This is a genomic window from Halorubrum sp. JWXQ-INN 858 (genome assembly GCF_009806985.1).
Classification (GTDB): Archaea; Halobacteriota; Halobacteria; order Halobacteriales; family Haloferacaceae; genus Halorubrum.
Genome location: NZ_WUAX01000011.1, coordinates 192,382 through 217,487 on the forward strand (window position 1 = coordinate 192,382; position 25,106 = coordinate 217,487).

At 70.8% G+C, this 25,106-nt stretch carries 31 protein-coding genes; 19 read left to right on the forward strand and 12 right to left on the reverse strand.

From position 1 onward, the window contains the following. Positions 1–157 precede the first annotated feature (157 nt). From GRS48_RS09750 to GRS48_RS09775, 6 genes are all read left to right on the forward strand, one after another. On the forward strand, positions 158–832 hold the full coding sequence (locus GRS48_RS09750; protein WP_159485956.1) for a metal-dependent transcriptional regulator: 675 nt from the start codon (positions 158–160) through the stop codon (positions 830–832). Positions 833–995: 163 nt separating this feature from the next. Further along, on the forward strand, positions 996–1,688 hold the full coding sequence (locus GRS48_RS09755; RefSeq protein ID WP_321168380.1) for a LysE family transporter: 693 nt from the start codon (positions 996–998) through the stop codon (positions 1,686–1,688). Between the two features lie 155 nt (positions 1,689–1,843). Beyond that, the gene (locus GRS48_RS09760; RefSeq protein ID WP_159485958.1) at positions 1,844–2,890 is read left to right on the forward strand and encodes an NAD(P)-dependent glycerol-1-phosphate dehydrogenase; all 1,047 of its coding nucleotides are present in this window, start codon (positions 1,844–1,846) and stop codon (positions 2,888–2,890) included. Positions 2,891–2,971: 81 nt separating this feature from the next. Continuing rightward, positions 2,972–3,601, forward strand: a complete 630-nt coding sequence (locus GRS48_RS09765; RefSeq protein WP_159485960.1) for a DUF420 domain-containing protein — start codon at positions 2,972–2,974, stop codon at positions 3,599–3,601. 134 nt (positions 3,602–3,735) lie between these two features. Beyond that, positions 3,736–4,515 (forward strand): NAD(+)/NADH kinase, encoded by a 780-nt coding sequence (locus GRS48_RS09770; RefSeq protein ID WP_159485962.1) that lies wholly within the window; start codon positions 3,736–3,738, stop codon positions 4,513–4,515. Positions 4,516–4,564: 49 nt separating this feature from the next. Continuing rightward, positions 4,565–5,005, forward strand: a complete 441-nt coding sequence (locus GRS48_RS09775; RefSeq protein ID WP_159485964.1) for a hypothetical protein — start codon at positions 4,565–4,567, stop codon at positions 5,003–5,005. A gap of 346 nt (positions 5,006–5,351) precedes the next feature. Here GRS48_RS09775 and GRS48_RS09780 read toward each other — a convergent pair whose 3' ends face one another. The 7 genes from GRS48_RS09780 to GRS48_RS09810 form a co-directional block, all read right to left on the reverse strand. Then, complete coding sequence (locus GRS48_RS09780) at positions 5,352–5,624, reverse strand: hypothetical protein (protein ID WP_159485966.1); 273 nt, start codon at positions 5,622–5,624, stop codon at positions 5,352–5,354. A 4-nt stretch (positions 5,625–5,628) separates the two neighbouring features. Further along, positions 5,629–6,060, reverse strand: a complete 432-nt coding sequence (locus GRS48_RS09785; protein WP_159485968.1) for a hypothetical protein — start codon at positions 6,058–6,060, stop codon at positions 5,629–5,631. Between the two features lie 51 nt (positions 6,061–6,111). Continuing rightward, on the reverse strand, positions 6,112–6,933 hold the full coding sequence (locus tag GRS48_RS09790; RefSeq protein WP_159485970.1) for a cytochrome bc complex cytochrome b subunit: 822 nt from the start codon (positions 6,931–6,933) through the stop codon (positions 6,112–6,114). 4 nt (positions 6,934–6,937) lie between these two features. Continuing rightward, on the reverse strand, positions 6,938–7,747 hold the full coding sequence (locus tag GRS48_RS09795; RefSeq protein ID WP_159485972.1) for a cytochrome bc complex cytochrome b subunit: 810 nt from the start codon (positions 7,745–7,747) through the stop codon (positions 6,938–6,940). Positions 7,748–7,754: 7 nt separating this feature from the next. Continuing rightward, positions 7,755–8,144, reverse strand: a complete 390-nt coding sequence (locus GRS48_RS09800; protein WP_159485974.1) for a hypothetical protein — start codon at positions 8,142–8,144, stop codon at positions 7,755–7,757. Next, positions 8,141–8,794 (reverse strand): halocyanin domain-containing protein, encoded by a 654-nt coding sequence (locus GRS48_RS09805; RefSeq protein ID WP_159485976.1) that lies wholly within the window; start codon positions 8,792–8,794, stop codon positions 8,141–8,143. Before GRS48_RS09805 ends, GRS48_RS09800 begins: the two co-directional genes overlap by 4 nt. A gap of 97 nt (positions 8,795–8,891) precedes the next feature. Next, positions 8,892–9,707, reverse strand: coding sequence for a hypothetical protein (locus GRS48_RS09810; protein ID WP_159485978.1), 816 nt, complete (start codon positions 9,705–9,707; stop codon positions 8,892–8,894). 125 nt (positions 9,708–9,832) lie between these two features. On the opposite strand from GRS48_RS09810, the gene GRS48_RS09815 reads away from it, so the two are divergent. From GRS48_RS09815 to GRS48_RS09845, 7 genes are all read left to right on the forward strand, one after another. Continuing rightward, complete coding sequence (locus GRS48_RS09815; RefSeq protein WP_159485980.1) at positions 9,833–10,318, forward strand: hypothetical protein; 486 nt, start codon at positions 9,833–9,835, stop codon at positions 10,316–10,318. 164 nt (positions 10,319–10,482) lie between these two features. Further along, positions 10,483–11,103, forward strand: coding sequence for an HAD family hydrolase (locus GRS48_RS09820; protein WP_321168381.1), 621 nt, complete (start codon positions 10,483–10,485; stop codon positions 11,101–11,103). Further along, positions 11,100–12,041 carry a CobD/CbiB family cobalamin biosynthesis protein gene (locus GRS48_RS09825; protein WP_321168382.1) on the forward strand — a complete coding sequence of 314 codons (942 nt, stop codon included), beginning with the start codon at positions 11,100–11,102 and terminating at the stop codon, positions 12,039–12,041. Before GRS48_RS09820 ends, GRS48_RS09825 begins: the two co-directional genes overlap by 4 nt. Beyond that, a complete protein-coding gene (gene cobS / locus GRS48_RS09830) occupies positions 12,038–12,991 on the forward strand; it encodes an adenosylcobinamide-GDP ribazoletransferase (protein WP_200840247.1) in 954 nt (317 codons plus the stop codon). Before GRS48_RS09825 ends, cobS begins: the two co-directional genes overlap by 4 nt. 41 nt (positions 12,992–13,032) lie before the next feature. Beyond that, positions 13,033–13,755: an NTP transferase domain-containing protein gene (locus tag GRS48_RS09835; protein WP_321168383.1), complete on the forward strand. Its 723-nt coding sequence runs from the start codon at positions 13,033–13,035 to the stop codon at positions 13,753–13,755. 83 nt (positions 13,756–13,838) lie between these two features. Continuing rightward, on the forward strand, positions 13,839–14,849 hold the full coding sequence (locus GRS48_RS09840; protein ID WP_159485984.1) for a histidinol-phosphate transaminase: 1,011 nt from the start codon (positions 13,839–13,841) through the stop codon (positions 14,847–14,849). Further along, the gene (locus GRS48_RS09845) at positions 14,846–15,649 is read left to right on the forward strand and encodes an adenosylcobinamide amidohydrolase (protein ID WP_159485986.1); all 804 of its coding nucleotides are present in this window, start codon (positions 14,846–14,848) and stop codon (positions 15,647–15,649) included. The genes GRS48_RS09840 and GRS48_RS09845 overlap by 4 nt, the downstream gene beginning before the upstream one ends. 75 nt (positions 15,650–15,724) lie before the next feature. Here the strand turns inward: GRS48_RS09845 and GRS48_RS09850 are convergent, their stop codons facing one another. Beyond that, on the reverse strand, positions 15,725–16,699 hold the full coding sequence (locus GRS48_RS09850) for an MBL fold metallo-hydrolase (RefSeq protein WP_159485988.1): 975 nt from the start codon (positions 16,697–16,699) through the stop codon (positions 15,725–15,727). Beyond that, positions 16,699–18,522, reverse strand: coding sequence for a radical SAM protein (locus GRS48_RS09855; RefSeq protein WP_159485990.1), 1,824 nt, complete (start codon positions 18,520–18,522; stop codon positions 16,699–16,701). Before GRS48_RS09855 ends, GRS48_RS09850 begins: the two co-directional genes overlap by 1 nt. 123 nt (positions 18,523–18,645) lie before the next feature. Here GRS48_RS09855 and GRS48_RS09860 point away from each other — a divergent pair, with 123 nt between their 5' ends. From GRS48_RS09860 to GRS48_RS09865, 3 genes are all read left to right on the forward strand, one after another. Beyond that, positions 18,646–19,041 carry a hypothetical protein gene (locus tag GRS48_RS09860; RefSeq protein WP_159485992.1) on the forward strand — a complete coding sequence of 132 codons (396 nt, stop codon included), beginning with the start codon at positions 18,646–18,648 and terminating at the stop codon, positions 19,039–19,041. Between the two features lie 127 nt (positions 19,042–19,168). After that, positions 19,169–19,324 (forward strand): hypothetical protein, encoded by a 156-nt coding sequence (locus GRS48_RS15085; protein ID WP_200840248.1) that lies wholly within the window; start codon positions 19,169–19,171, stop codon positions 19,322–19,324. A 4-nt stretch (positions 19,325–19,328) separates the two neighbouring features. Next, positions 19,329–19,787, forward strand: a complete 459-nt coding sequence (locus GRS48_RS09865) for an Hsp20/alpha crystallin family protein (RefSeq protein WP_321168384.1) — start codon at positions 19,329–19,331, stop codon at positions 19,785–19,787. Positions 19,788–19,912: 125 nt separating this feature from the next. Here GRS48_RS09865 and GRS48_RS09870 read toward each other — a convergent pair whose 3' ends face one another. Continuing rightward, the gene (locus GRS48_RS09870; RefSeq protein ID WP_159485994.1) at positions 19,913–21,253 is read right to left on the reverse strand and encodes an FAD-binding oxidoreductase; all 1,341 of its coding nucleotides are present in this window, start codon (positions 21,251–21,253) and stop codon (positions 19,913–19,915) included. A gap of 123 nt (positions 21,254–21,376) precedes the next feature. Here GRS48_RS09870 and GRS48_RS09875 point away from each other — a divergent pair, with 123 nt between their 5' ends. Further along, complete coding sequence (locus GRS48_RS09875) at positions 21,377–22,402, forward strand: glutathione S-transferase family protein (protein WP_159485996.1); 1,026 nt, start codon at positions 21,377–21,379, stop codon at positions 22,400–22,402. A gap of 67 nt (positions 22,403–22,469) precedes the next feature. On the opposite strand, the gene GRS48_RS09880 is transcribed toward GRS48_RS09875, so the two are convergent. Both GRS48_RS09880 and GRS48_RS09885 read right to left on the reverse strand, forming a co-directional pair. Then, entirely contained in the window at positions 22,470–23,525 is a 1,056-nt protein-coding gene (locus GRS48_RS09880) for a succinylglutamate desuccinylase/aspartoacylase family protein (protein ID WP_159485998.1), read from the reverse strand. 65 nt (positions 23,526–23,590) lie between these two features. Then, positions 23,591–23,800: a hypothetical protein gene (locus tag GRS48_RS09885; RefSeq protein ID WP_159486000.1), complete on the reverse strand. Its 210-nt coding sequence runs from the start codon at positions 23,798–23,800 to the stop codon at positions 23,591–23,593. 116 nt (positions 23,801–23,916) lie between these two features. Between GRS48_RS09885 and GRS48_RS09890 the strand changes: the two genes are divergently transcribed. Beyond that, entirely contained in the window at positions 23,917–24,381 is a 465-nt protein-coding gene (locus GRS48_RS09890) for a hypothetical protein (protein WP_159486002.1), read from the forward strand. Between the two features lie 77 nt (positions 24,382–24,458). Further along, positions 24,459–25,022: a thioredoxin family protein gene (locus tag GRS48_RS09895; protein ID WP_159486004.1), complete on the forward strand. Its 564-nt coding sequence runs from the start codon at positions 24,459–24,461 to the stop codon at positions 25,020–25,022. The last annotated feature ends 84 nt before the right edge of the window (positions 25,023–25,106 follow it).

A 25,106-nucleotide genomic window follows, 5' to 3' on the forward strand; every position in this document is an offset into this window, starting at 1 on the left:
GCGGCTCGGCGTCGGCGTCAGCGTCGGCGTCGTCGTCAGCGGCGTCGTTGTCGTCGGCGTCGGCGTCGGATCGGGGCCACACGGGAGCACGTGAGACCACACTGGGGCACACGGGGTCCCGACAGCTATATGCCGACGCGACCACGATCGCTTATAAATGCTCAGCGACGTCATGGAGGACTACCTCAAGGCGATCTACGTCCTCCAGTCGGAGGAGGGGCCGCCCGTCTCGACGTCCGCGATCGCGGCGTATCTCGACAAGACGGCCCCGTCGGTGACGGACATGCTGGGCAAGCTCGCCGACCGGGGGCTCGTCGATCGCGAGCCGTACCAGGGCGTCGAGCTCACCGCGGAGGGCGAGGCGGTCGCGCTGGAGGTCGTCCGCCACCACCGCCTGCTGGAGGCGTTCCTCGCCGAGCAGCTCGACTACGACTGGAGCGAGGTGCACGAGGAGGCCGACGCGTTGGAACACCACATCTCCGAGGAGTTCGAGCGGCGCGTGGCCGACGCGCTCGGCGACCCCGAGGTCGACCCCCACGGAGACCCGATCCCGGGCGCGGACCTCGAGCCGATCGAGGAGGGAAGCGGCCCGCGGCTCTCCGATCACGTCGAGGGCGACCGGCTCGTCGTCACGCGGGTGTCGGACCGGGACGAGGAGGAGCTCGAGTATCTCGCCGCGGCGGGCGTCACGCCGGGGACGGAGATCGAGGTCGTCGACGTCGCCCCCTTCGGGATGGTGACGGTCCGGACTCCGACGGGCGAGCAGAGCCTCCCCGCCGACGTCGCCCGGTCGATCCGGGTCGAGGACGCGGACCGGACCGACGGGGAGTGAGCGACGGACAGGATCGGAACGACGGGAAGTGAGCGATCCGGTCGTCGGAGTGTCGGTCTCGGGGGTGTACTGTCCACGATCGTCCATCGGTGTCGATCGCACACCCCTGAGGGACACGGTTCCGTGCCGGGGGTTTTTCACCGGTCTCGACGTGTCCGGAGGCGTGGATATCGTCGTCACGTTCGCGGTCGGAGGACTGTTCGGGCTCGCGCTGGCGGCACCGCCGGGCCCGATGAACGCGGTGATCGCGGAGGAGGCCGTCTTCCGCGGGTGGTTCGCGGGGGCCCGCGCCGGCCTCGGCGCGGCGACCGCGGACGTGTTGTTCTTCGTGCTCGCGTACGTCGGCGTCGTCTCGTTCATCGAATCGGTCCCGCGGCTCCAGACGGGCATGGTCGCCGTCGGCGGCGTCCTCATGTGTTACTTCGCGGTCGGCGCGGCCCGCGGGGCCCGCGCCTCGTTCCTCCCGACGGCCGGCGACACGCCGCGTATCGCCGCCGGGAAGGGCTTCCGAAAGGCGCTCGCGCTGGCGCTGACGAACCCGTATCAGGTCCTCTTCTGGCTGACCGTCGGGGTCGGCCTCCTCCGGCCCGGCCGGCTCGACGTCCTCGCCCGGCTCCCGATCGTCGGCGGCGAGCTCGCGGGCACCCTGGTCGTCACGACCGGGTCCCCCGCGCTGTTGGGCGGCTTCTTCGCCGGCGTGTTCGGGTGGGTGGTGGCGTTCCCGGCGGCGCTCGTCGCCGCCGAGCGCCGGATCGAGACGTTCGCGCCGGTCGTCGCCGTCGGCTCGGCGCTCGTGCTCGCCGGCTTCGGCGTCTTCTTCCTCGTCGACGCCGCGACGAGCGTCCTCGCCTGGTGAGCCGTCGCCGCGCCGATGGACACGTCGATGGGACGCGTCGATGGAACACGTCGATGGGCGCGCCGGTACGGCGTATCGATGGAGCACGTCGAGGAGGCGCACCGGCGAGGTGCCGATGGACAACGGCTTTCACGCGGGGGCGTGATCACCTCGGTATGTTCGAGAAGTCGAAGTGGATCAAGCTCCCTCGAAGCGTCCTCGTGGGGCACGGCGTCGTCGACGACCTCGGCGACGCCGTCGACGAGCTCTACCTCTCGGGGCGGCCCCTGATCGTCACGAGCCCGACGCCGAACGGGATCGCCGGCGACCGGGTGCGGGAGCAGTTCGACGACCCCTCGACCGCCGTGGTCGAGCGAGCGTCGTTCGACGCGGTCGAGGAGCTGATCGACACGGCCGAGGCGGTCGATCCGGGCTACCTCATCGCGCTCGGCGGCGGCAAGCCGATCGACACCGCGAAGATGGCGGCCGACCACCTCGGCGTCGGCTTCGTCTCCGTCCCCACGGTCGCCTCGCACGACGGCATCGTCTCCGGCCGGTCGTCGATCCCCGAGGGCGACACGCGTCACTCCGTCGCCGCCGACCCGCCGCTGGCGGTCGTCGCCGACACGGAGCTGCTCACGAACGCGCCGTGGCGGCTCACGACCGCCGGCTGTGCGGACATCATCTCGAACTACACCGCAGTGAAGGACTGGCGTCTCGCCCGCCGCCTCCGAAACGTCGAGTACAGCGAGTACGCGGGCGCGCTCTCGGAGATGACCGCCGAGCTGCTCGTCCAGAGCGCGGACATGATCAAACCCGGGTTAGAGGAGTCGTCGTGGGTCGTCGTGAAGGCGCTCGTCTCCTCCGGCGTCGCGATGTCGATCGCGGGCTCCTCCCGTCCGGCCTCGGGGGCCGAACACCTCATCTCCCACCAGCTCGACCGGATCGCACCCGGTGCGGCGCTGCACGGCCATCAGGTGGGCGTCGCCTCGATCATGACCGAGTACCTCCACAGCGGCGAGGACGGCCAGTGGGCCGCGATCCGAAACGCGCTGGAGGCGCTCGACGCGCCGAACACGGCCGCGGAGCTCGGGATCGACGACCAGGACCTCATCGACGCGTTCACCGGGGCCCACGAGATCCGCGACCGCTACACGATCCTGCAGGGCGGGATCAGCGAGGAGGCCGCGATCGAGGTCGCGACGACGACGGGCGTGATCTGAGCCCTCGGTCGCCCGAGACGGCCGGTCCCGGCGAGCGGGAAAACCCGAAGACGGATTACCCGTGCGAACGGATCGATCGGTATGTCAGTCGCCAGCGTGCGCGCCCGCGCCAAGGAACGGGCCGGGACGCTCACCGTGCTCCTCACCGCCGTCGGCTACGCGGCGGTCCTCGGCGTGTTCCTCGTCCCCGGTTTTCAGTCGTTGTTCCCCGATCTCACCCGGGGGACCGTCGACCTGCTCACCCACGCGATCGCCGCCGTCAACACCGTGACGGTGGTGACGCTCTCGCTCGGACTGTACTGGATCCGTCGCGACGAAGTCCGGAAACACGCCGCCGCGATGGTGGTCTCGTTCGCGCTGATCCTCGTGTTCCTCTCGATGTACCTCCCGCGGGTCGCCGGCGGCGGCACGAAGTACTTCGTCGGCCCCGACCTCGCTTACTACGCGTACCTGGTCATGCTCGCGGTCCATATCGTCCTCTCCGTGCTCGCGGTCCCCGTGGTCCTCTACGCCGTGATCCTCGGGCTGACCCACTCCGAACGTGAGCTTCGCCACGAGACGCCCCACGCGACGGTCGGACGGATCGCGGCCGGTTCGTGGCTGCTCTCGCTCGTCCTCGGCGTCGTGACCTACCTCCTGTTGAACCACGTGTACGGCTCGACGTTCGAGGCCGCGGCCGCGGTCGCCCTGCCGACTATCGCGCTCGGATAACGGAGCGGCCGCCGCGACAGGGGCGTCCCACACCACTTCGCACGTCCCTTCGAACCCCGGCACGAGACGGTTCCGATACCCGGCCCCCCGATCGGAACCGGGGGTTTTTCACCCGAGCCACGCGGACGACGCGTATGATCGAGCCGGTGCGTCGCGTCGCGATCCACGGGGGCGGTGACCTCGACCACGGAGACGCCAACCGCGGGGACGGCGACGCCGAACGCGACCTCCGGGACGGCGACGCCGAACGCGACCTCCGGGACGCCGTCGAGACGAACGGGGGGCTCCTGACGGACCCGGCCGACGCGGACGTCGTCGTCGCGGTCGGAGAGCGGGCGCTGTCCGCCGCGGCGAGGGGAGACGGGTCGGCGCCCGTGCTCCCGATCGGAACCGGACGCTTCGCCGTCCCGCACCGGGTCGGTGCGGCCGCCGTCGAAGCCCTGCTCGACGGCCGGGGTCGCTCGTGGGACCACCCCCTCCTGACGGTCACCGTCGGCGACCGCGAACCGGTCGGGACGGCGCTGTTCGACGTCACGCTGCTCACGAAGGAACCGGCACGGATCTCGGAGTACGGCGTGTCGTTCCCCGCCGGACGGACGTCGACGTTTCGCGGGGACGCCGTCGTCGTCGCGACGCCGCTCGGGAGCGACGGGTACGCGGGGGCCGCGGAGGGCCCCACGCTGGAGCCGGGAACGGGACTCTCCGTCGTCCCCGTCGCACCGTTTACGACCCGGCCCGACGCGTGGGTCGTTCCCGACCGTGTCACCCTCTCCGTCGAGCGCGACGAGGAGCCCGTCTCGGTCGTGCTCGACGACCGTCGACGGGGGACCGTCCCGCCGTACGAGCCGATCGTCGTCGCCGCGACCGGGCGGATCGAGATCGTGTCGGTTCCGACGACGGACGCCCCCGAGTGAGCGCCGCCGATTGGAAAAACTCTAATGAGTCGTGCACGGAAGTGATGGTATGGACCCACTGCAGTTCCTCGTGCCGCTCGACTGGTTGGCGGTCGTCGGGCCGGTGCTGCCGTTCGCGATCCTCGTGATGGCCGTCGCGAACCTCGCGACCCGACACCTCGCGCACGGACGCCACGTCGAACAGGCCGAAGACGGCGACAGCGTCGAGCCGTACACGCCCCACGCGTTCACGAACATCGGGCTCATCCTGTTGAGCTTCCTGTTCGCGCTCGACGCGCCGACCGGCGGCGTCATCCTCTCCGTGCTCGTCGTGACGATGCTCGTCGCGGACCTGTTCGAGTTCGAGGCCCGAAACGTCGAAGCGCGCAACGACATGACGATCGAGGCCCCGAAAAGCGCGCTCGTCGCCTCAGCGCTCGTGGTGTTTTACGCGGGCTACTACGCGCTGTTCTTCCTCGTCTCCGGCGTCTGGGGCCAGATCATCGCCTGAGTTCGCGCTCCCCTTCGTCGCGTCCGTCGCTCTCGCATCCGCCGATACGTCCCTTTTCAGCGCCGTTGCACGATCGTCGATCCGGACGATCCGCCACGTGAGTCACACCGGAGTCCCCGTCGGGACCGCCCTCGTGTCACAACAGCCACACATCACACCGGCCACACGTAACATGCCGGCTCTTCCGATCGGAGCCCCTGGCTCGAAGGGAGCTCCGATGCGACGTCTTCGGAAGGCGACGGGCGCACCGCCGGGTAGGTCGTTGACGTCGGGGGCGGTGGTGAAAACGGGAGATGCGTAGACGGCGAAGAACGGACGAGAAACCGGAGGAAACGCCGATCGACGGTCAGTTCGCCGCGTCGTCGGCGAGCGCTTCACGCAGCTCGCGGCTCGCCGGAACGAGGACCCAGAACGTGAGCGCGCCGACGATCATCAGCCAGAAGAAGGCATCGCCGGCGAAGATCCCGATCTCGTCGTACACGCTCTGTGCGGCCCGCGGATCGGCGAACAGCTGGTTGATGTCGTAGAAGCTCGGCGTCCGGTACCAGCCGGCGAACGTGAGCCACCCGAGCCCCCCGATGGTGAAGAGAGCCAGGCCCTTCATGAACTCGTCTGCCATTACCTTACCCTTCGCTGGAGTCCTCTTGAGCCTTTCCCATTCCCTGGGCTCGGAACCTCGTTCCGAGCACGTACATCGCCGTTCCCAGCAGGATCGACGACACGCCGGCGATGACGAGCACCGCGCTCAACACGTCCTCCGCGAGCCCGAGCCCGATCGAGTCGAGCACGAAGACGATCGTCGTCCGGACGAAGCTCACCTGGAGGGTCGCCGCGTCGATGAGCGTGAACCCGACGAAGAACGTGACGACCGCCGCCAGCGTCGAGAAGACGACGACGGTCTTGTACAGCCGAAGGGGAACGACGACCTCGCGACCGTCCGGGCCGACGCGCGGGCCGATGGGCTCGTTTCGCGGGTCGTCGGGGTCGTCCTTCGCGATCGGGTCGCCCGTCTCGTCGACGGCTTGCACGTCGTCGTTGGTGTCTGGTGTAGGCATCGGGAGATAACGGAGACGGAACGGAAGCCGGCCGGAGCCGTTCGTGTGACGTTATTTGGGCGGCCGCAGCATGTAGTACCGCCGGTTGAGGTCGTACATGTACCCCTCGCGCATCGTTTTCAGGACGGCGTACGTCACGATCGCGCCGAGCACCGGGAGCAGGAACACGAGGTTCAACAGGAGGTCGAGCTCGATCGGGACGAGGTTCTGGATGGCGAGGATGCCGATCGTGACCGAGAAGATCACGCCGGAGACCCCGATCGCCGCCCAGAGCGGCTCCTCGACCGGTCGGCGAGCGCTTCCCTTGTTCAGGAACGGGACGAGCCCGATGAACCCGAAGATCACGCCGTGCGTGACGAGCCCGTACAGCTCGTCGGACATGACCTTGTCGCCGCCGAGCACCGCGAGTTCGGGGTTGATCGGGTCGAGGTGGAGCAGCCCGAACGACCAGTAGAGGTACCAGTCAGGAAGGATGATCGCGGGCGTCGAACCGGGATTCGCGGGCGCGCCGAAGTGCGGCGGTAACAGCGCCGAGACGAGCAGCATGACGCCGATGAAGAAGCTCGAGATCGCGAGGTTGCGGATGGTCTCGTGGGGCCACGTCGGGAATCCCAACACGTCGCGCTCGACGTACGTCGACTCGGCTCGGAGGTCCTCGTCCTCGCGGCGCGAGCGCTCGAAGTACTGGTAGGTGAGCTGTGAGAGCCCCTGCGTGTGCTCCTTCCGCTCGGACCACGTCGGCGTCTCGTCGTCCGGCGGCACCGTGGCCGGAGGTCCACCGTCCGTGCGCGCTTCCTCGTCGGTGCCACCGTCGGTCAGGGCTCGCTCGGCGTCGCCGGGCGAGTCGGTCGTAGCGTGGTTGTCGTCGGTCATTGGATTAGTGCGGCTCCGCGATGCCCTGCACCCAGACGATGCCGACGTGGAGCGCGATGAGCGCCGTGACCACGAACGGCAACACGAACACGTGCAGGATGTACATTCTCACGAGCGTCGCCTGTCCGAGCGTGAACCCGCCGAACAGGAGTTGGGCCACCCACTCACCCACCAACGGGGTCGCGAGGGCCATCTCGACGCCGATCTGTGCCGCCCAGAAGGACAGCTGCTTCCACGGCAGCACGTACCCTGAGAACCCGAACAGCAGCGTCAGGCCGATGAGCACGATGCCGAGGATCCAGTTGACCTCGCGGGGCTCCTTGTAGGAGCCGGTGAAGTAGACGCGCAGCATGTGGAGGAACACCGCCGCCACCATGAACTGGGCGGACCAGCGGTGGATCGAGCGGAGCATGAACCCGAACTGCACGTCCTGCATGATCTCGACGACGGAGTCGTACGCGGCCGTCGGGTCGCCCTGTGCGGCCATACCGGCGGTCGACGGGGAGTAGTAGAACCCGAGCAGCGCGCCGGAGACGGCCGCCACCAGATAGGCGACGATCGAGAGCGATCCGAGCGAGTACAGGGGGTACCAGTACCAGAACTTGTTGTCGAGGTCGTACTGTTCGGTGTGGCTCTTCGGCATCTGGAGGTTCGCGCGGTAGTACATCGTCTCCAGCAGCTCGAGGTAGTCGACGATGCGGAGGCGCTTGTCGAGCCAGATGAGCGTGGTGAGGAACGCGGTCTCGATGACCGTGAGGTCCTGTCGCTTGAGCCACGCGTTGTGGTCCATCTCGTCTTGTTTCTTGAGGCTCATTGTGGTGTCACCGCTTGTAGTACGGGTAGATCGCGCGTTTCACCGTGTCCCACGCGTCACCGGCTTCGAGTTCGACGCCGTCCTTCTGCTCTTCGCGCACGTAGAGGTCCTCCCACTTGCGGCGGCGTTTCTTGACGATCATGACGTCGGGGAGGAACTCCTTGCGGTACAACAGGAGGATGAACCCGAGGTCGATGAAGATGAGCGCGAGCAGCGCACCCATGTACATGTTGCCGAACTCGGTCGACGCCCAACCGAACATCAGCCCGTAGACGAACAGGAAGACGAAGACGACCTCGATGACCGTCAACAGGACGATGGCGATGGCGGCCGTCGTGCTCTCGCGGGCGGGTTCGTACCGGTGAATGTCGCCGTACGAGGAGCCGCTGGAGCTCATCGGTTCCCCCCGTGGCCGGTGTGTGCGGACTCGCCGTACTTCAGCATGTAGAACGTGAAGACGAACGTCAACACGATGCCGAACACCGAGGCGACGCCGACCCAGTGGGCGTGGATCGGCACGCCCCACTGGCCGGGGTCCTCGGGCCAGCCGTCGTCCGGCCCCGGCTCGATGACCGGAACCTCGTCGCCGACGGCGACGGCACCGAACATGTTGACCCCACGGTGGGGCGCACAGACGTAGCCGGTCCGGCCGCCGTCATCGAAGGTGTACTCGTACTCGTACCCCTCCTCGTCGACCGGGCTCCCGCTGTCGATGTCGGAGTGGTCGTTCTCGAAGTCGGTGTTCTCCTCGTCGGCGACGACGTTGTGTGCGCCTCCGCCACCGGTCCACACCCAGCGAACCGTCGTTCCCTCGTCGATCCAGATCCCGGCCGGGGAGAAGGCGAGGTCGCCTCCGTTCCCCTCGGCACCGACGTCGACGACGACCTCGTCCTGGCCGCGGAGGTCCTCATACCCCCCGTCGACGCCGTCGAGATAGCCCTCGAAGTCGGGGCTTTCCTCGGCCGAGACCGTGCCGGTCGCTGCGGTCGAGGCGGCGACCGCGGCGGTGGCACCGCCGGCCGTTCGCACGAATTCCCGCCGTTTCATACGGATCACCGTCAGGACGGCGCGCGCTTAAACCCACCGACTAACACCGACCGATGGGGAGACAGGATAGGCCCTGTGTCCCCCGTTTTCGGGCGTTTCATCGCTCACCGTCGTCGTCGTTCACGGCGGGTCCGTCGACGGGGACGAACGCCGGCCGCTCCTCCGCGTCGCGAAGCGCCCGCAGCCGCTCGCGGTACTCCTCCGCGCGGAACCGATCGGAGAGGCGGGCGTTCGCGACCATCGCGAACAGGAAGACGCCGACGAGGAGAAACAACAGCCCGACCGCGGGCGCGACGATCGTCTCGACGCCGAGGAACAGCCACGACCCGAGCAGCGCCACGCCCGCGAGCAGCTGGATGGCGGCGATGGCCTGGATCATCAGGTTTCCGAACTCGCCGGACCCCTGCGGCACGGTGTCCGGATGCGGGAGCGACCAGTCGTCCGGCGGCTCCGGGACGTCGTACTCCTCCATCGCCGCCAGCGCGACGATGGGTTCGACGTCGCGCAGCACCGTCCCGCGACCGGTCACTTCGCCGCTCGGGTCGACGATCGCGTAGCCCTCGTCGGAGTAGACGAGCACGCGCTCGCGCCCGTCCTCGCGAACGCGTTCGAGGATCCCGAACACCTCCCGGCGGGCGATCCGTGACTTCAACTCGTCCTCGGCGCGGTCGAGCAGCTCGTCGCCCGTGATCCACGTGTCGGGGTCGAAGGCGGCGTCCCACTCGTCGGCGCTCATCCGAGCCATGTCCGAGGGCCCGAAGTCGTCGAAGTCGTACTCGGCGTCCACCCGCTCCCGGAGGGCCTCGAGCTCCGCGTCGGGATCGGGGCGATCCTCGCTTTCGACGCCGCTCGGCTCCGTACCGTCGTTCCGATCGGTGGCGTCGGGCTCCGATCGCGTCGGGGCGTCGTCCATCGTCCGGGGCTACGCGTTCCGGACGCTAACGGCTTTCGCCCGACGAGCGCTTATAAGTCGCGTCGCTGAATCATCCCGCTCGCCGGGATCGGGGAGTTTTACGCGCCGCGGGCCGAACGTCGCTCATGGTCGACGAGTCGGTCATCGCGGCGGCGGCGGGGCTGTCGGTGACCGCGAGCCTCCCGTTCCTGCTCTACGGCGCGTGGATCATGATCGACGCCGAGACGGTGACGTGGAACGTGTTGACGCATCACTTGAAGTACATCGCCGTCGGGCTGTCGCTGACGACGGTCCCCGTCGTGACGTGGATGCTCCCGCGGATCCTCGGTCAGATGACCGGCGACGCGGTGATACACGCCTTCTTCGGGCTGCAAGCGTACGCGCTGCTCGTCTTCGCGCTCACGGGGATCGTTCGGATCTTCCAGGCGAAACACGGGTCCGGCGCGTATCACGACCCCGACGCCGACATCGACGACCTCCACGAGAACATGGGTCACTGGCGGAGCCGGCTTCGGGTCGGCGTCGCCGGCTTCATGATCCTCTGGCTCTGCGCGTGGGTGACCGGGCTCTACCGCTTTTATATCCTGCACCTCCTCCCAGCCCTCACGTGAGTCCCGACCGGTCGGGGAGTCGTCGGAAGCGGAGATCTTCGGATCGGCGGTGAAGGATCGGAATCGGCGGTGAGATCGGGTCGATCGAGGATGAGGACGACCGCCCGTCATCACCCGCCGCGACCGACAGCTTCAATCACGTTTTGACCGTATCCGTGCGTATCGTGGCAGTTACCTTCGACCTGTTCGGCACGCTCGTCGACGTCGACTACCCGTCGGACCCGGCGGAAGTCGTCGCCCGCGAGCTGGAGTCGCGCGGCGTCGACGTCCCCGACGACTGGCACGTCGCCTACGGCGAACGCCACGTCGACGCGCCGCCGGGAGCGGAAGTCCCCCTGCCGGCCCACGTCGCGCGGGCGCTGGCGTCGCGCGGCGTCGACGCCCCGGGGAACGTCGCCCGGCACGCGGTCGTCGCCGCGTTCGATCCGAACGTCACCCGACGTGACGGGGCCGTGGAGGCGATCCGCGCGGCGGCGGCGCGCGGGCCGGTCGGCCTCCTCTCGAACTGTGCGGTGCCCGAGTTGGTCCCGCGGACGCTGATCCGCGCGGGGCTGCGCGGCGAGTTCGACGCCGTCACCACGAGCGTCGGCTGCGGCTGGCGGAAGCCACACCGGAAGGCGTTCGAGGCGGCCGCCGCGTCGCTCGACGTCGACCCGGCCGCGCTCACACACGTCGGCGACGACGCGACCGCGGACGGCGGCGTCGTCGAGGTGGGCGGGCGATTCATCGACGTGACGGAGACCCCGCTCACGGCGCTCGCCGGCGAGTTGGAGGCCGAGCCGTGAGCCTCGCGGCGGGGGGTGCCGTCGCGCTCGCCGCCGCCCTCGACCGAACCGTGGCCGAGCCGCCGGCACGCGTCCACCCCGTCGCGTGGCTCGGCCGCGCCGTCGCCGCCGTCGACGAGCGCGCACCCGACACTCGTTTCGTCGGTGTGGCGGTCGCGGCGGTCCTCCCCCTCGCGTTCGCCGGGCTCGCGTGGGGGAGCGTGCACGCCGTCGCATCGCTCGACGCGCGGCTCGCCGCCGTCGTCGCCGCCGGGGTCCTGTTCGGCTGCTCGAGCCATCGACTGCTGACCGACGTCGCGAGCGACGTCGTCGCCCTCACGGACACGGACCTCGAGATCGCACGCGACCGGCTCCGGGCGCTGGCCGGGAGGGACGCGGGCGGGTTGAGCGCCGGGGAGGTCCGGTCGGCCGCGGTCGAGAGCGCCGCCGAGAACCTGGCCGACGGCCTGATCGCCCCGCTGTCCGCGTTCGCCCTCGTCGCGGTCGTCGCGGAGGCGACGGGGGTGGCCACGACGGGAACCCTCGCGCTCGCGGCGGGCGCGGCCGCGTGGGTGAAGGGAGTCAACACCCTCGACTCGATGCTGGGGTATCCCCATCGCCGGGCCGGGTGGGGGCCGGCCCGGCTGGACGACGCGGTGATGTGGATCCCCGCGCGGATCGCGGCGCTGCTTCTCGCCGTCGTCGGGCGGCCGACGGCGGTCGTCACTACTCTCCGGCGAGCGCGGACCGCGGCCCACGAGCCGTCCTCGCCGAACTCCGGCTGGCCGATGGCGACGGCCGCGGCGGTGCTCGACGTCCGGCTCGAGAAACCCGGCGCGTACGTCCTGTTCGACGGCCGTGATCTTCCCACGAGCGCCGCCGCGCGGGACGGGGTCCGGCTCGTCTCCCGTGCGGGCTGGCTGGGGGTCGCCCTGACCGTGGCGGTGGTCGCGCTATGAGGGGCGGCAGCGGAAACGACGGAATCGACGGCGGGGGAAACGACGGAGACGACGGCAGCGGAAACGACGGCGATGACGGCGATGACGACGATCGCGACAGTGACGGCGACAGCAACGGCGCCGACGCCACCGGTACCGACGACGTCCGTTCCGAGGTGACGCCTCCGAGCGGACCCGCCCGCCCGGTTCCGGCGTTGCGTGGCGCGATCACCTTTCTCACGCGGATCCCCGTCCCTGGCGGCCGGCCGGCCGACTGGGACTCGTTCCGGCGGTCGCCGTGGACGTTGCCGGTCGTCGGCGCGGTCGTCGGCGTGCTCGCCGGGCTGGCGTTCCTCGCTCCCTCCCCGTGGACCGCGGCGGCGCTCTACCTCGTCGCGCTGTACGTCGTCGGCGGGGTCACCCACGCCGACGGGCTCGCCGACCTGGGCGACGCCGTCGCCGTCCACGACCCGGAGCGCCGGGGGGCGGTCCTGAAGGACTCGGCGCTCGGCGTCGGCGGCGCGCTCGCGCTCGGGGTGACGCTCCTCGCCACGACCCTGGGGGCGCTCGCGCTGGCGACGGGCTTCGCCGGCGGCGCGTCCGGCGTCGGAACCGTCGCGTTCCGGGTCGTGCTCGCGGCCGAGGTCGGCGCGAAGGCCGGGATGGCGCTCCTGGTCTGTCTCGGTCGGCCGGCCCACGAGGGGCTCGGGGCGGCGTTCGCGACCGCGGTCGGCCCGGCGTCGCTGGTCCCGGTGGCGCTGCTGTCGGCGACCGTCCTGCTCGCCCCGCCGGCCGGGGCGTTCCGGGTCGTGCTCGCGGCCTTACTCGCCGGGCCGGCCGTCGCGCTCCTGCTGCTCGTTCGCGTGCGTCCGTGGCTCGGCGGGGTCAGCGGCGACGTCCTCGGCGCGGCGAACGAGCTCGGCCGTGCCGTCGCGCTCCACGCGGGGGTGATCGCGTGGGCGATCGTCTGAACGACGCGGACCGTGTGGGCGATTCGGGGCGTGTCGGCGATGTGGGGCGTGTCGGCGATGCGGGGCATGCCGGTGACGCGGGGCATGCCGACGGGCCGGCGACACCGCCCCGCGAGGCCGTCCTGTTGTGCGGCGGCCGCGGCACCCGGCTCGGCGGCGAGACGGAGAAGCCGCTGGTCAGGGTCGGCGGTCGACCGATGATCGACCGCGTGCTCGACGCGCTCGCCGGGAGCCGAGTCGAGCGGGTGGTCGCAGTTGCCTCGCCCCACACACCTGCGACGGTCGCACGCCTCGACGGGCGGCTCGCCGACGCGGTGGCGGTCCCGCTCGAGGTGGTCGTCGGGTCCGGCGAGGGGTACGTCGCCGACCTCCGGCGCGGGCTCGACGCCGTCGACGGTCCCGCAGTCTCCGTCGTCGCCGACCTCCCGCTGCTCCGCGCCCGCGACGTCGACGACGTCGCCGCCCTATCGGTCTCGCTGGCGGACGGCTCGTCGGGACCGTGCTCGGAGTCGACGTCCCCGTGCTCGGAGACGACGTCGCCGCGTTCGGTGTCGGTGTGTGTCCCGGCCGCGACGAAGCGCGACCGTGGCGTGAGCGTGGACACCTCGTTCGTCCACGACGGCCGGACGGTCGCGCCCGCCGGACTGAACGTCGTCGGGGACGGCGACGACGAGGTCGTCGTGTGGGAGCGCGGGTCGGTCGCGGTCAACGTGAACCGGCCGGCGGACCTGGCCGCCGCCCGCGAGCACGTTCCACGGGAATGACGGCTCCAAACCCTCGAGAACCACGATCCCACAGTTCCGGAAGCCGCAGGATTTAGTAGTCTTGCCGGCATTCCACTGAGGATATGGACCCGAACGCGCTGGACGACGTGAACCGCGTTCCACACGGCGGGACCGACGACCCGCGCGTGATCGATTTCAGCGCGAACACCAACCCGGAACGGCCGCCGGGTGTCGCACCCGTCTACGACGCGGCGCTGTCGGTCTCGCGCCGCTACCCGGCCGACGACTACGGCGAGTTCCGCTCGGCCGCGGCCGCGTACGTCGGCTGTGAACCGAAGGAAGTGATCCCGTCGGCGGGCGCGATGGACGGGATGCGGCTGCTGTTCTCCGTCTCGATCGGCGAGGGCGACGCCGTGCTCGTTCCCGAACCTTCCTTCGGCGAGTACGAGCGCGAGATCCGCCTGCAGGGGGCGACGCCGGTGGGGATCGCTCACGACGAGGTGGTCGAGGTCGACGACCCGAGCGAGTACGACATGGTCGTCGTCTGCAACCCGAACAACCCGACCGGCGAGACGGCGGAGACCTGTGACCTGCTCGCGCTCGCGGAGCGCTGCCGTGTGGCCGGGACGACGCTGTTCGTCGACGAGGCGTTCCTCGATTTCACCCCGCGGGCATCGCTCGCGGGCGAGCCCGGCGTCGTCGTCGCGCGCTCGCTCACGAAGATGTTCGGCCTCCCCGGGCTCAGGGCGGGGTTCCTCGCCGCGACGGGACGGCTTCGGGACCGGCTCGACGCGGCGCGGGTATCGTGGGGGCTGTCGACGCCGGCGACGGCCGTCGGCACCCACTGTCTCGAGCAGGAGGCGTTCGTCGAGCGCACCCGCGAGCGCGTCGCCGAGGAGCGCGACCGGATGGCGACGCGGCTCTCCGCCCGCTGGGACGTCTACCCGTCGGACGCTCCCTATCTGCTGTTCGACGTCGGGGCGGACGACCCCGACGACGTGCTCGACGCCGCCCGCGAGGCGGGGGTCGTCCTCCGGGACGCCCGGACGTTCAACCGGCTCGACAACCACCTCAGGACCGCGGTGCGCCGCCCGGCCGAGAACGACCGGCTGCTCGACGCGCTCGCGGTATGAGCGACCGCGGCTTCGACGTCGACGTCGCCGACGGGGTGTGTCGGTTCGCTCGACCGGCCGGCCCCGTTCGGTTCCTCTCGACCGGCTTCGACGGCGGCGTCCGGACCTCCGACGCCGCGTACAACGTGACCGTTCCCGAGGGGTGGGGCGACGAGGGGGCCCGTGACCTCCGGGCGTACGTGGAGGGGCGGGCCGCCGCCGCGGGGTTCGCGATCGGATCCACCGATCCGGGACTGCTCACCGGCGTCGACCAGCGACACGCCCGGGTCGCGCGCCTCGGGACGGTCACCGCCGTTTCGACCGCCGGGGTGTCGAACCCGGCCGCGCTTCCCGTGGCGGGGTCGGCCCGCCGCGACGCGGCCGCTCATGATGCGGTCGCTCAGGATGCGATCGCTCGTGACGCGACCGATCGCGACGACGGCGAAGGGAATGCCGACCGCCGCCATCCGCCGGTCGGGACGGTGAACCTCCTCGTCGGGACGACCCGCGACCTCGCGCCCGGGGCGCTCGCGAACCTCGTCGCCGTCGCGGCGGAGGCGAAGGCGGCGACGTTGCTCGCGACGACCGGCTTCCCGGGGACGACGAGCGACGCGATCGTCGTCGGGTCCAACCCCGGCGGGGAGCCGACCGAGTTCTCGGGGTCGGCGACGGCCGTCGGGGCGAACGCCCGCGCGTGCGTCCGTGACGCCCTGGTCGCGTCGCTCGGCTCGCGATACGAGGACGGTGGGGTGCCGGGATCCGTCGCCGACGCGAAACACGGGGTCGTGACGGATCGCCGCGCGGACGTCTCCCGCCGCTGAACGCGCGCGAACACCGTCGAACACACCCAAACGCCGCCAAACACACTCGAAGGCCAAACCGACGAGGGTCACCGGTCACGAGTCGCCGGCGTTCGGACCGTCCGAACCCTGGCCGTCCGCGTCCAGTCCGTCCGCGTCCAGTCCATCCGCGTCCAATCCGTCCGCGCCGGGACCATCCGCACCCGATCCAGCCTCACCCCAGTCGGCCGCCACCCGCCCGTCCGCGACGAGCTTCCGGACGTGTGCGACGACCGTCCCGCGCGCGAGCGCCTCGACGCCGGTCAGGTCCTTGTCGTAGGCGGCGTCGACGACGGTGGCAACGTCTCCCGCACCGCCCTCGATCGCCGCGAGCACCCGTCGCTCGCGGTCGAGTCGGTGCCTAACGAGTCGGTCGCAGGTCGCACCCGGGTCCTCGATCGGCGGGCCGTGGCCCGGATACAGTCGGGCCGCGTCGAGTCCCCGAACCCGCTCGAGGCTCTCGAGGTACGCCGAGAGGTCGCCGTCGGGGACCGCGACGGCGACGCTGCCGGTCGCGAACGCGAGGTCGCCGACGAGGACCGTCCGCGCCCCGGGGTCGTCGCTTGCGGAACCCACGTCCCCCGTCCCGCCGCCCTCCGGCACGACGAACGCGACGTGATCGGGCGCGTGGCCCGGGGTGTCGAGCGCGATCACGTCGCGTCCCCCGATCGCGTCCCCGTCGCGGAACGTCGCGTCCGGGTCGCACCCGGTCGCCGCGCGGAACCGGTCGACGTGGTCCGCGTGGGCGTGGACCGTCGCCCCCGTCCGCTCGGCGTAGGTCGCGACCGCTCCGACGTGGTCCGTGTGGGTGTGCGTGACCGCCACCGCGTCGACCGGGTTCCCCGCCGCCTCGACGGCGGCGACCGCGTCGTCGAGTCCCGGGGTTCGGGCGGCCGGGTCGACGAGGAGCGTCCCGGCGGCCGAGCGGACCAGATACGCGTTCGTCGACCCGCCGGGGACTCGCGCCTCGACGGGGACCCGAACGCGACTGACCCGGCCCGCGTCGGGCCCGTCCGCCACCTCGGGACCCATCAGATCCCGCGGCCGAGGGTCGACTCCGTGACCCCCGTCCCGGGGCCGGCCGCGGTCCGGTCGAACCCCTCGGCGTCGGCTCCGGGGATCGGCGCGTCGACGTCGCCCGCGACCGCGAACCGGGTGAGGTCGGCGACCCCCGCGTCGACGTCGGCGACCGTCCCGTACGGCCGGCCGACGACGATGTCGCCCGCCGTCCCGCGGTTGATCCCGGGGATCGCGGTGAGCTCGGCCATCGACGCGGCGTTGACGTCGATCGGGTACGGGACGCCGGTGACCGACCGGTAGCCGTGGTCCGTGATCGCGACGTCGAGGGCGGTCCCGAGCTCGCGCTCGCCGGGGACGGCGACGAGGAGCGCGTACGTGCCCAGCTGTCGGCCGAACGTCTTGCCGTCCTGGTGGTACTCCAGGTGGACGTCCGGGAGGACCGTTCCCGGCGGGACGACCCGGTCGAGCATCGGGTTGTCGATCGTCTCGCGGACCTCGCGTTTGTACGCCTTGAACTGCCGTTTGTGGTCGTGAGCGATCTCCGCGCCCGTCTCCGCCATCTCCGTGCCGGCGAACGCCATCACCTGTCGGATGTTGATCCGGCGGAGCATCAGCCCCTCGTCGTAGACGGTCTGGAGGAACCGTTTGTTGTGCTCGAACGTCTCCTCACGCTCGCCGGTCAGCCCGTGCACGAGGTTGATCCCGGGCAGGAGCTTCGGGAGCCGCGGCGAGGCGTCCGGGCCCGTGGAGGGGCCGCGGCGGAGCCCGTCGTCGTCCGGGGGGTCGCCGGGACGCCAGCCGCCCTCCTCGTTGACGACGCGGACCGCCTCCAGACACTCCGCGGCGGAGACGAGCAGGTTGTTCTCCTCACGAACGACCGGATCCGCGGACTCGAGGCCGAACGCGGCCGTGTCGCCGGGGGTGTTGTGCTCGGCGATGACGCGGATCGCCTCGCGGGACCGCTCGGGGTACTCCGTGATCGTCACGGGGTTCATGTTGTCGAGGTGAAGCGTCTCCAGGTCGGGAGCGACCGTGCGGATCCCGCCGTACAGCTCGCGGAGCGCGTCCGGGTTCGGGGCCTCGCCGTCCCCGCCGAACGCGAGGATGTCCGCCTGTCGGCCGAGCCGGAAGTGTGCGACCCCCCTGTCCGAGAGCGCGTCGACCTCGTCGACGACCGAGCGGGCCGCGCGGAACGCGGGGTTCCCGTACAGCGGCTCGGTGCAGAACGAACAGCGGTACGCACAGCCGCGGGAGGTCTCCATCTCGCAGATGAGGTAGTCGGGGTGGTTCGGGTGCTGTTCGACGACGAACGCGCCCGCCGCGGCCCAGCGGTCGACCTCCGCGTTGTCGCGCATGCGGTCGCCGAACCCCTCGAGCCCGTTCGCGACGAGGTCGTACGCGGCGGCCTCGACGTCGCCTTTCGCGACGAAGTCGTAGTCGAGGTCGTCGCGCTCCGTCTCCTGTGCGCCCGCGTTCTCCTCGCCGACGCCGAACCGCACGGGCCCGCCGAGCAGGGTGACGCCGTCGGCGGTCCAGCCGAGTTCGCGCACCTCGTCGGGCTCCGCGGGGGTCCCGCCGACGTACTTGCCCGGGACGGTCATCCCGCCGACGTAGACGAACAGGTCCGCGTCGGCGACGTCGGCGTGTTTGCCCCGATCCTCGCGCAGTTCGTCGATCGTGTGGTAAGTGATCGACGGCTCGGGAACGCCCGCGTCGACGAGCGCGCCGGCCGTGTACCGCGGGTACGTCGAGAGGTACGGCGGCACCCCGAAGTGCGCCGGCTCGTCGACGTACCCGTCGACGATCGTAACCGAGAGGTCGGCCGGGTCAGTCATGCGCCGCCGTAGTCGGCCGAGACGGAAAACGCGTGCGGATGGTCGGTCCGGCCGGTCCGGTCGATCCGCCGGTTCAGTCCGTTCGACCGCACCCTTAAGGGACGCCGAGGAGACGTCTCGGGCATGCCCGCCCTCCAAGCGCCCTCGACGGGAACCGCCCTCGGACTGCTCTCGATCGGACTGCTCGCGGGGATGAGCGGCGTCCGGCTCGTCGGCACCCCCGACGCGCCGTGGGTCGGCGTCGCGCTCGTCGCGCTCGTCACCGGCCTGCTGTGCGGTCCGGTCGCGTGGCTGGCGCGGGACCGCCTCCCCGCGGACCGCCGCGGCCTGCTCCTCGCCGGGTTCGCCGGCGCGGTACTGCTCGGCTTCCCCCTCGCGCTCGGTGCCGCGCTCGTGCTCGAGGTTCCGGTCCGTCTCGCGGGCGACGTCCTGATCCTCGGCACGTTCGTCGGCGGGGTCGGCGTCGTCCTCGCCGAGGCCACGGTCGTGCCGGCGAGGCTGCGGAGCGGCGGTTTGTAAGCTCCCCTCGCACCGCCGTCGCTCGCCGCCGCCCGTCGTCCGGACCGCCGCCACGTCGCTCGCCGCCGTCCGTCGTCCGGACCGCCGCCACGTCGTTTAAGCCCTCCCCGACCCAACGGATCGGTATATGCCCGCGACGAAGGAGGTCAAATGCGAGAGCGCCGATTGCGAGCTCGACATGTTCGAGAACCACTACACGTACGACGTCCCCGACGACCACTCCGTCGCGGACCTAACGTGTCCGTACTGTGGCGGAACCCAGCTCTCCGAGATCGAGGTGTAGCCGGGTGACACGATTCCTCGACGCCGGCCGCTCGGCGTTCCGCAAGGCGCTGGAGCGCGTCGGTCGCGGGTGGAGCAAGATGCAGGAGAAGCGACCCCTCTCGTACGACTTACTGGAGAGCGAGGAGGCGTACCTCGTCGTCTTCGACGCGCCCGGCGTCCGCGGCGAGGACATCCAAGTGAAGTTCCTCGATCACACCGTCGAGGTGCGGATCGACCGCTTCCGGGACTTCTACGAGGGCTACGAGATGATGTTCCCCGGACGCGGGCTCACCCTGTCCGGGAGCGCCGACCTCCCGCACGACGCCGACGTGACGCCGCACGGGTCGAACGCGACGCTCACCCGCAACGGGACGCTGGAGGTCGAGATCCCCAAGGACGAATCGACGCGCCGCGTCGACGTCGTCGAGGAGAACGGAGAGGGCGACGACGCGGGGAACGGCTCGGGCAGCGACGAGCGGTAGCGGAGGCGGCCGCGGCGGCTCTTGAACCACACGCCGCTTATAAGCGATCTGTCGAGAGCGTACGCGGTTTATAAACGATCGCTCCAGGAGCGCGGGCCATTTATAAACGGTGCCCGGCGACGCCGTCAGTCGCCGCGGCTCCGCACGGTCATCCCCTCGCGGATCTCGAACGACTCGTCGCCGTCGAACCGGGTCGGGTCGAACGCGTCGATCCACGGCGACTCGGCGTCGGCGTTCTCGTTTCCGTCCTCGTTCTCGCTCACATTCCCGTTCGCGTCCTCGCTCTCGCTCGCGTTCCCGTCGCCGTCCTCGATCTCGCCGTCGTCCGGTGAGAGCGTCGCGAGCACCCCGGTCGCGAGGTGCTCGCCGAAGGCGGGCGCGCGCATGAACCCGTGACCCTGCCAGCCGGCGGCGACGAAGACACCGTCGGCGACCGGGCCGACCAGCGGGTCGCCGTCCGGGGTTGCCGTGCAGAGCCCGGCCCACGCGCGGTCGACGGCGGGGTCGTGGCGGGCCCGCTCGCGGAGGGTCACCGAGACGTCCTCGACGAACCAGTCGTCGCCGTCGCGGTCGTAGTCGTCGGGGTCGGCCTCGACGGGGACGGTGCCGTCGCCCGCCAACAGCCCCGCCGGGTGCGGCCGGAAATAGACGCCCGCGGTCGCGTCGTACGTCATCGGGCCGTCGTAGGCGGCGTCGCTCACGAGCGCCTGCACCCGATACGGCTTGACCGGGAGCCGGACCTCGGCCGTCGAGAAGAACCGCTCCGTGTGCGCGCCGACCGCGACGACGACCGCGTCGAACCGGCGGGGCGTCCCGTCGACGCGGAGGGTCGGCTCGAGGGTGTCGTTGCCGCCCTCTCCACCATCCCCGCCGTCTCCACCCTCCTCGACCTCTCCACCATCTCCGCCCTCCCCGCCCTCCGCGAGTTCGACCTCGACGCCCGTCTCGATCGTCACCCCCGCCTCGCGAGCCCGGTCGGCCATCGCCGAGACGTAGCTCCCGGGATCGGCCCAGCCGGCCCCCTCCGCGACGGCCGCGACGGCGAGGTCGTCGGTCGCGAGCGGGAACCGCTCGCCGAGCGCTTCGGGGTCGACCACCGAGACGTCCCGCCCGTGTGCGCGCATGCGATCGACCATCGCCGGCACCGCCTCGGCGTCGTCGTCCCCGTCACGGACCGCGATCACGTACGGGCACGGCGTGAACTCGAACCCGGGAAGCGACCCGGAGAGCTCCCGGAAACGTTCCATCGCGCGGGCCGCGAGCGCGGCGTCGACGTCCTCGGCGTAGGCGTCGTACAGCACGCCCGCCGCGCGCCCGGAGCTCCCGTCCCCGAGATCGCCGCGCTCGAACAGCGTCACCGCCGCGTCCCGGGCCGCGAGGTCGGCCGCCGCCGTGACCCCGACCGCGCCGCCGCCGACGACCGCGACCGTCGGCCCTCCCGCCCGTGGCTCCGTCGTTCGGCTCATACCGTCGCTCCGGCGGCGCAGGGTAAAACACTGGGGGGCCGTCGTCTCCCATCCCGACAGCACCGCGCCCGGTAACGGCCGCGTCCCCGGTCCGATTATTGTCGTGGAAGCCCTCCGATCGGTATGAACCAGCTCGTCGACGGGGAGTGGCGGACCGACGCGTACGAGTCGACCGACGACGACGGGACGTTCCAACGGGGCGAGACGACGTTCCGCGATTGGATCGCCGGCAGCGACGTCCCTGCCCATATCGATGCGGAGCCGACCGACCGGTATCAGCCCGAGGCGAGCCGCTACCACCTCTACGTCTCGTACGCCTGTCCGTGGGCCCACCGGACCCTGCTCGCGCGATCGCTGCTCGGGCTGGAGGACGCCATCGGCGTCTCCGTCGTCGACCCGTGGCGCGGCGCGGACGGCTGGCAGTTCTCGCCCGAAAAGGAGGGCTGTACCCCCGACCGAGTCCACGACAGCGACTACCTCCGGGAGCTGTACGTCGCCGCCGACCCCGACGCGACCTGTCGCGTGACCGTCCCCGTCCTCTGGGACACCGAAACCGATACTGTCGTCAACAACGAGTCGCGCGAGGTCCTCCGCATGCTGACGACCGCCTTCGACGACCTCGGCAACGGCGTCAGCCTCCTCCCCGACGATCCCGCGGGGGTCGAGCGCGTCGACGAGCTGATCTCCGCGATCTACGAGCCGGTCAACAACGGGGTGTACCGCGCGGGCTTCGCGACCTCGCAGGCGGCGTACGACGAGGCGGTCGACGACCTGTTCGACGCGTTGGACCGCTGGAACGACCACCTCGCGGACCGTCGCTACCTCGCCGGCGACCGGCTCACTGAGGCGGACCTCTGTCTGTTCACCACGCTCGTGCGGTTCGACCACGTCTACCACACGCACTTCATGTGTAACGTCCGGTACGTCCACCAGTACGAGCACCTCTGGCCGTACGTCCGCGACCTGTTCGGGACGCCGGGCGTCGCCGACACGGTGGACCTCGCGCATATCAAGGAACACTACTACACCACGCATCCGGAGGTGACCCCGACCGGAATCGTCGCGCGCGGGCCCGACCTCGACTGGGACGCCCCGCACGACCGCGACCGGCTGGGCGGGTCGCCGCCGACCCCCGACGCCACGGACTGATCGCGGCGGCCGTATCGCCCGATCGATCCCGCGGCGGCCGTATCGCCCGATCAAGCCCCGGACGCCGTCACGCCCAGGGCTGTTCGGTGAACTCGCCGGACTCGATCTCGCGTTCGATCTCCGCGAGCGTCTCGCCGCCGACGCCGACGAGGTGACAGAGCGGGTGTCCGGGGGCGGCGACGGGGTTCTGTAACACGCCGACCAACAGCCCGGTGAACGGGGCCCGGACGATCACCTCGCTCTGGCTGAAGTGCCCGGAGATCCGACACACCGCGTCGCCCTCGTGGACCAGCGGGTTGTCGTACAGCATCTCCACCAGCCCGCCCTGGTCGGCGCGTAGCCACGTCTTCTCGGTGGCCGAATCGATCACGCGCCGCCAGCCGGGCCAGTCGACCGCCTCGCCGGGCAGGACGTCGAGCTCGGCGAGCACCGACTCGATCCCGTCAAGCGCGCGGTCGATCAGCGGCAGCTGGAAGCGGTGTGCCTTCCCCATCTCGACGGTGATCGTCGGCGTTCCGTTCCGGGTCGCCACCGAGCGGAGGCTCCCCTCGTCGGCCTCGCCGGCGAGCACGAGGTTCGAGCCGAACGCCCGTGCGAGGCGGTTGACCTCGGGGTCGGCCATGTCGGCGCGCACGTGATACATGGTCGTGCGGTTGCGCGTGGACGTGTGGAGGTCGATCCCGTAGTCACACGGCTCGATGAAGCGTTTGTACACGACGTTCGCGATCCGCTCCGCGGTGTTCGACCGCGCCCGCCCGGGGAACGACCGGTTCAGGTCCTGGTCGTAGATGGGGATGTAGCGCTGCTGGGCGAGGTAGCCGGGCACGTTCACCACGTGTAACAACACGAGCGTGCCGGCGATCTCGTCCGGCTCGTATCGGGCCGCGACGTCCTGGACCACCTTCACGCCGTTGAGCTCGTCGCCGTGGAGCGCCGCGGTCACGAACACCGTCGGCCCGTCACGCTCCCCGTTGACGATCGTCACCGGGATCTCGACGGAGTCGCCGAGGTACGTCTCGGACACCTCCGACCGGAAGTGGCGTTTCTCGCCGGCTGGGACCTCGTTCTCGAAGCGGAACGGATTCGGCTCGTCCCGGCCCGTGGCGTCGGTGTCGTCTGCCATACCACGATGGTGACCCGCTGCCGTATCAACCTTGCCCGGGAGCCGCCCCGGACGGCCCGAACGGCTCAGTCGTGCTCGCCGCCGGCTCCCGCCGCCGCGTAGTCGACGACCGCGCTCGACGCGACGTAGCCGATCGCCCCGACGATCAGGCCCGCGATGAGCGCGATCGCGAAGTCCTCCGCGACGACGAACGCCGAGAGGAACGCGACCATGCCGACGGCGTTCGCACAGAGGAGTCGCAGCGTCAGGTATCGGGGACCGCTCGACGTCGTCATGCCCCGACGGTTCGCCCCCGATCGCTTAAAAGCACCCGACTCCGCAACGACGGTCGCGACCCGTCCGCCGGCTGTCCCCCAAACGTTCATCTCCGATACCGACGCCACCGCGGCGTATGTCGATCGACAGCGACCCGACCGGACGGGAGCAGATCGGAGGTCCGGCCGTTCGTGGCCGGGTCCACGACGACGACGAGGGGCGGGTGCGTAGGGGCCGAACGACGACACGAAACGGCCCTCGGCGCGGTCGCGACGACGGGTACGCCCACGAGCGGGTCGCCGGGCGGTCGTCCGTGCGGCCGGCTCGGGTCGGGGCGGTTCTCGTCGCCGTCGGTGGGGTCGGGGCCCTCGTGGTGGTCGTCGCCGCCGCGCTCCTCGGCTCCGTCGGCCCTCTCGGTTCTGCGGTCGGGGACGGAATCCCGCTCTTCGCCGGCGGCGACGCGACCGCGATCGACCCCGCCCCGCTCGTCGCCGTCGTTCGTCTCGTCCGGGACGCGTCGCTGGTCGCGAGCGGGATCACGACGGGCGTCGGCGGGTGCCTGCTGGCGCTCGCCGCGGTCCGCGTCAGGGGACGGCGGTGAACGCCCCTGGAAAATTCCCGGAACGCCCTCGGAACGTCCCCGGAACGGCTTTGGGTTCCGCGGCGCTATCGCCTCCCATGGTGTTGACAGAATCCGATTCCGAGCTCGACCGCGGGGACGCCGCGCCGGACTTCGAGCTTCCCGGAACCGACGGCGAGACGTACACGCTCGACTCGTTCGACGGCGACGCGCTGCTCGTCGTCTTCACCTGCAACCACTGTCCGTACGCGATCGCGAAGTTCGACCTCCTCAACGAGCTGGCGGCCGACTACGACGCGCTCGACGTCGTCGGGATCAACCCCAACGACGCCACGGAGAAGGCGGACGACTCCTTCGAGGCGATGCGTGAACACGTCGCCGACGGCACGATCGCGTACGACGCGTACCTCCGCGACGCCGACGGCTCCGTCGCCGAGGCGTACGGCGCGGTCTGTACCCCCGACCCGTTCCTGTTCGGCCGCGAGGACGGTGGGTGGCGGCTCCGGTACCACGGCCGGCTCGACGACGCGCTCAGCCCCGACGACGAGGCGACGGAGTACTACGTTCGGGAAGCCGTCGAGGCGGTCCTCGCCGGCGACGAGGTCGCGATCCCGGACCGCCCGTCGCAGGGCTGTTCGATCAAGTGGCCCGACGGGGACTGAACGCGAGCGGTTGACGCGCGGATGATAGCGTCCCCAAAAAGGCGCTGGAAAGGAGGAACCGACCTCTCAGGTAGTTGCCGTCTC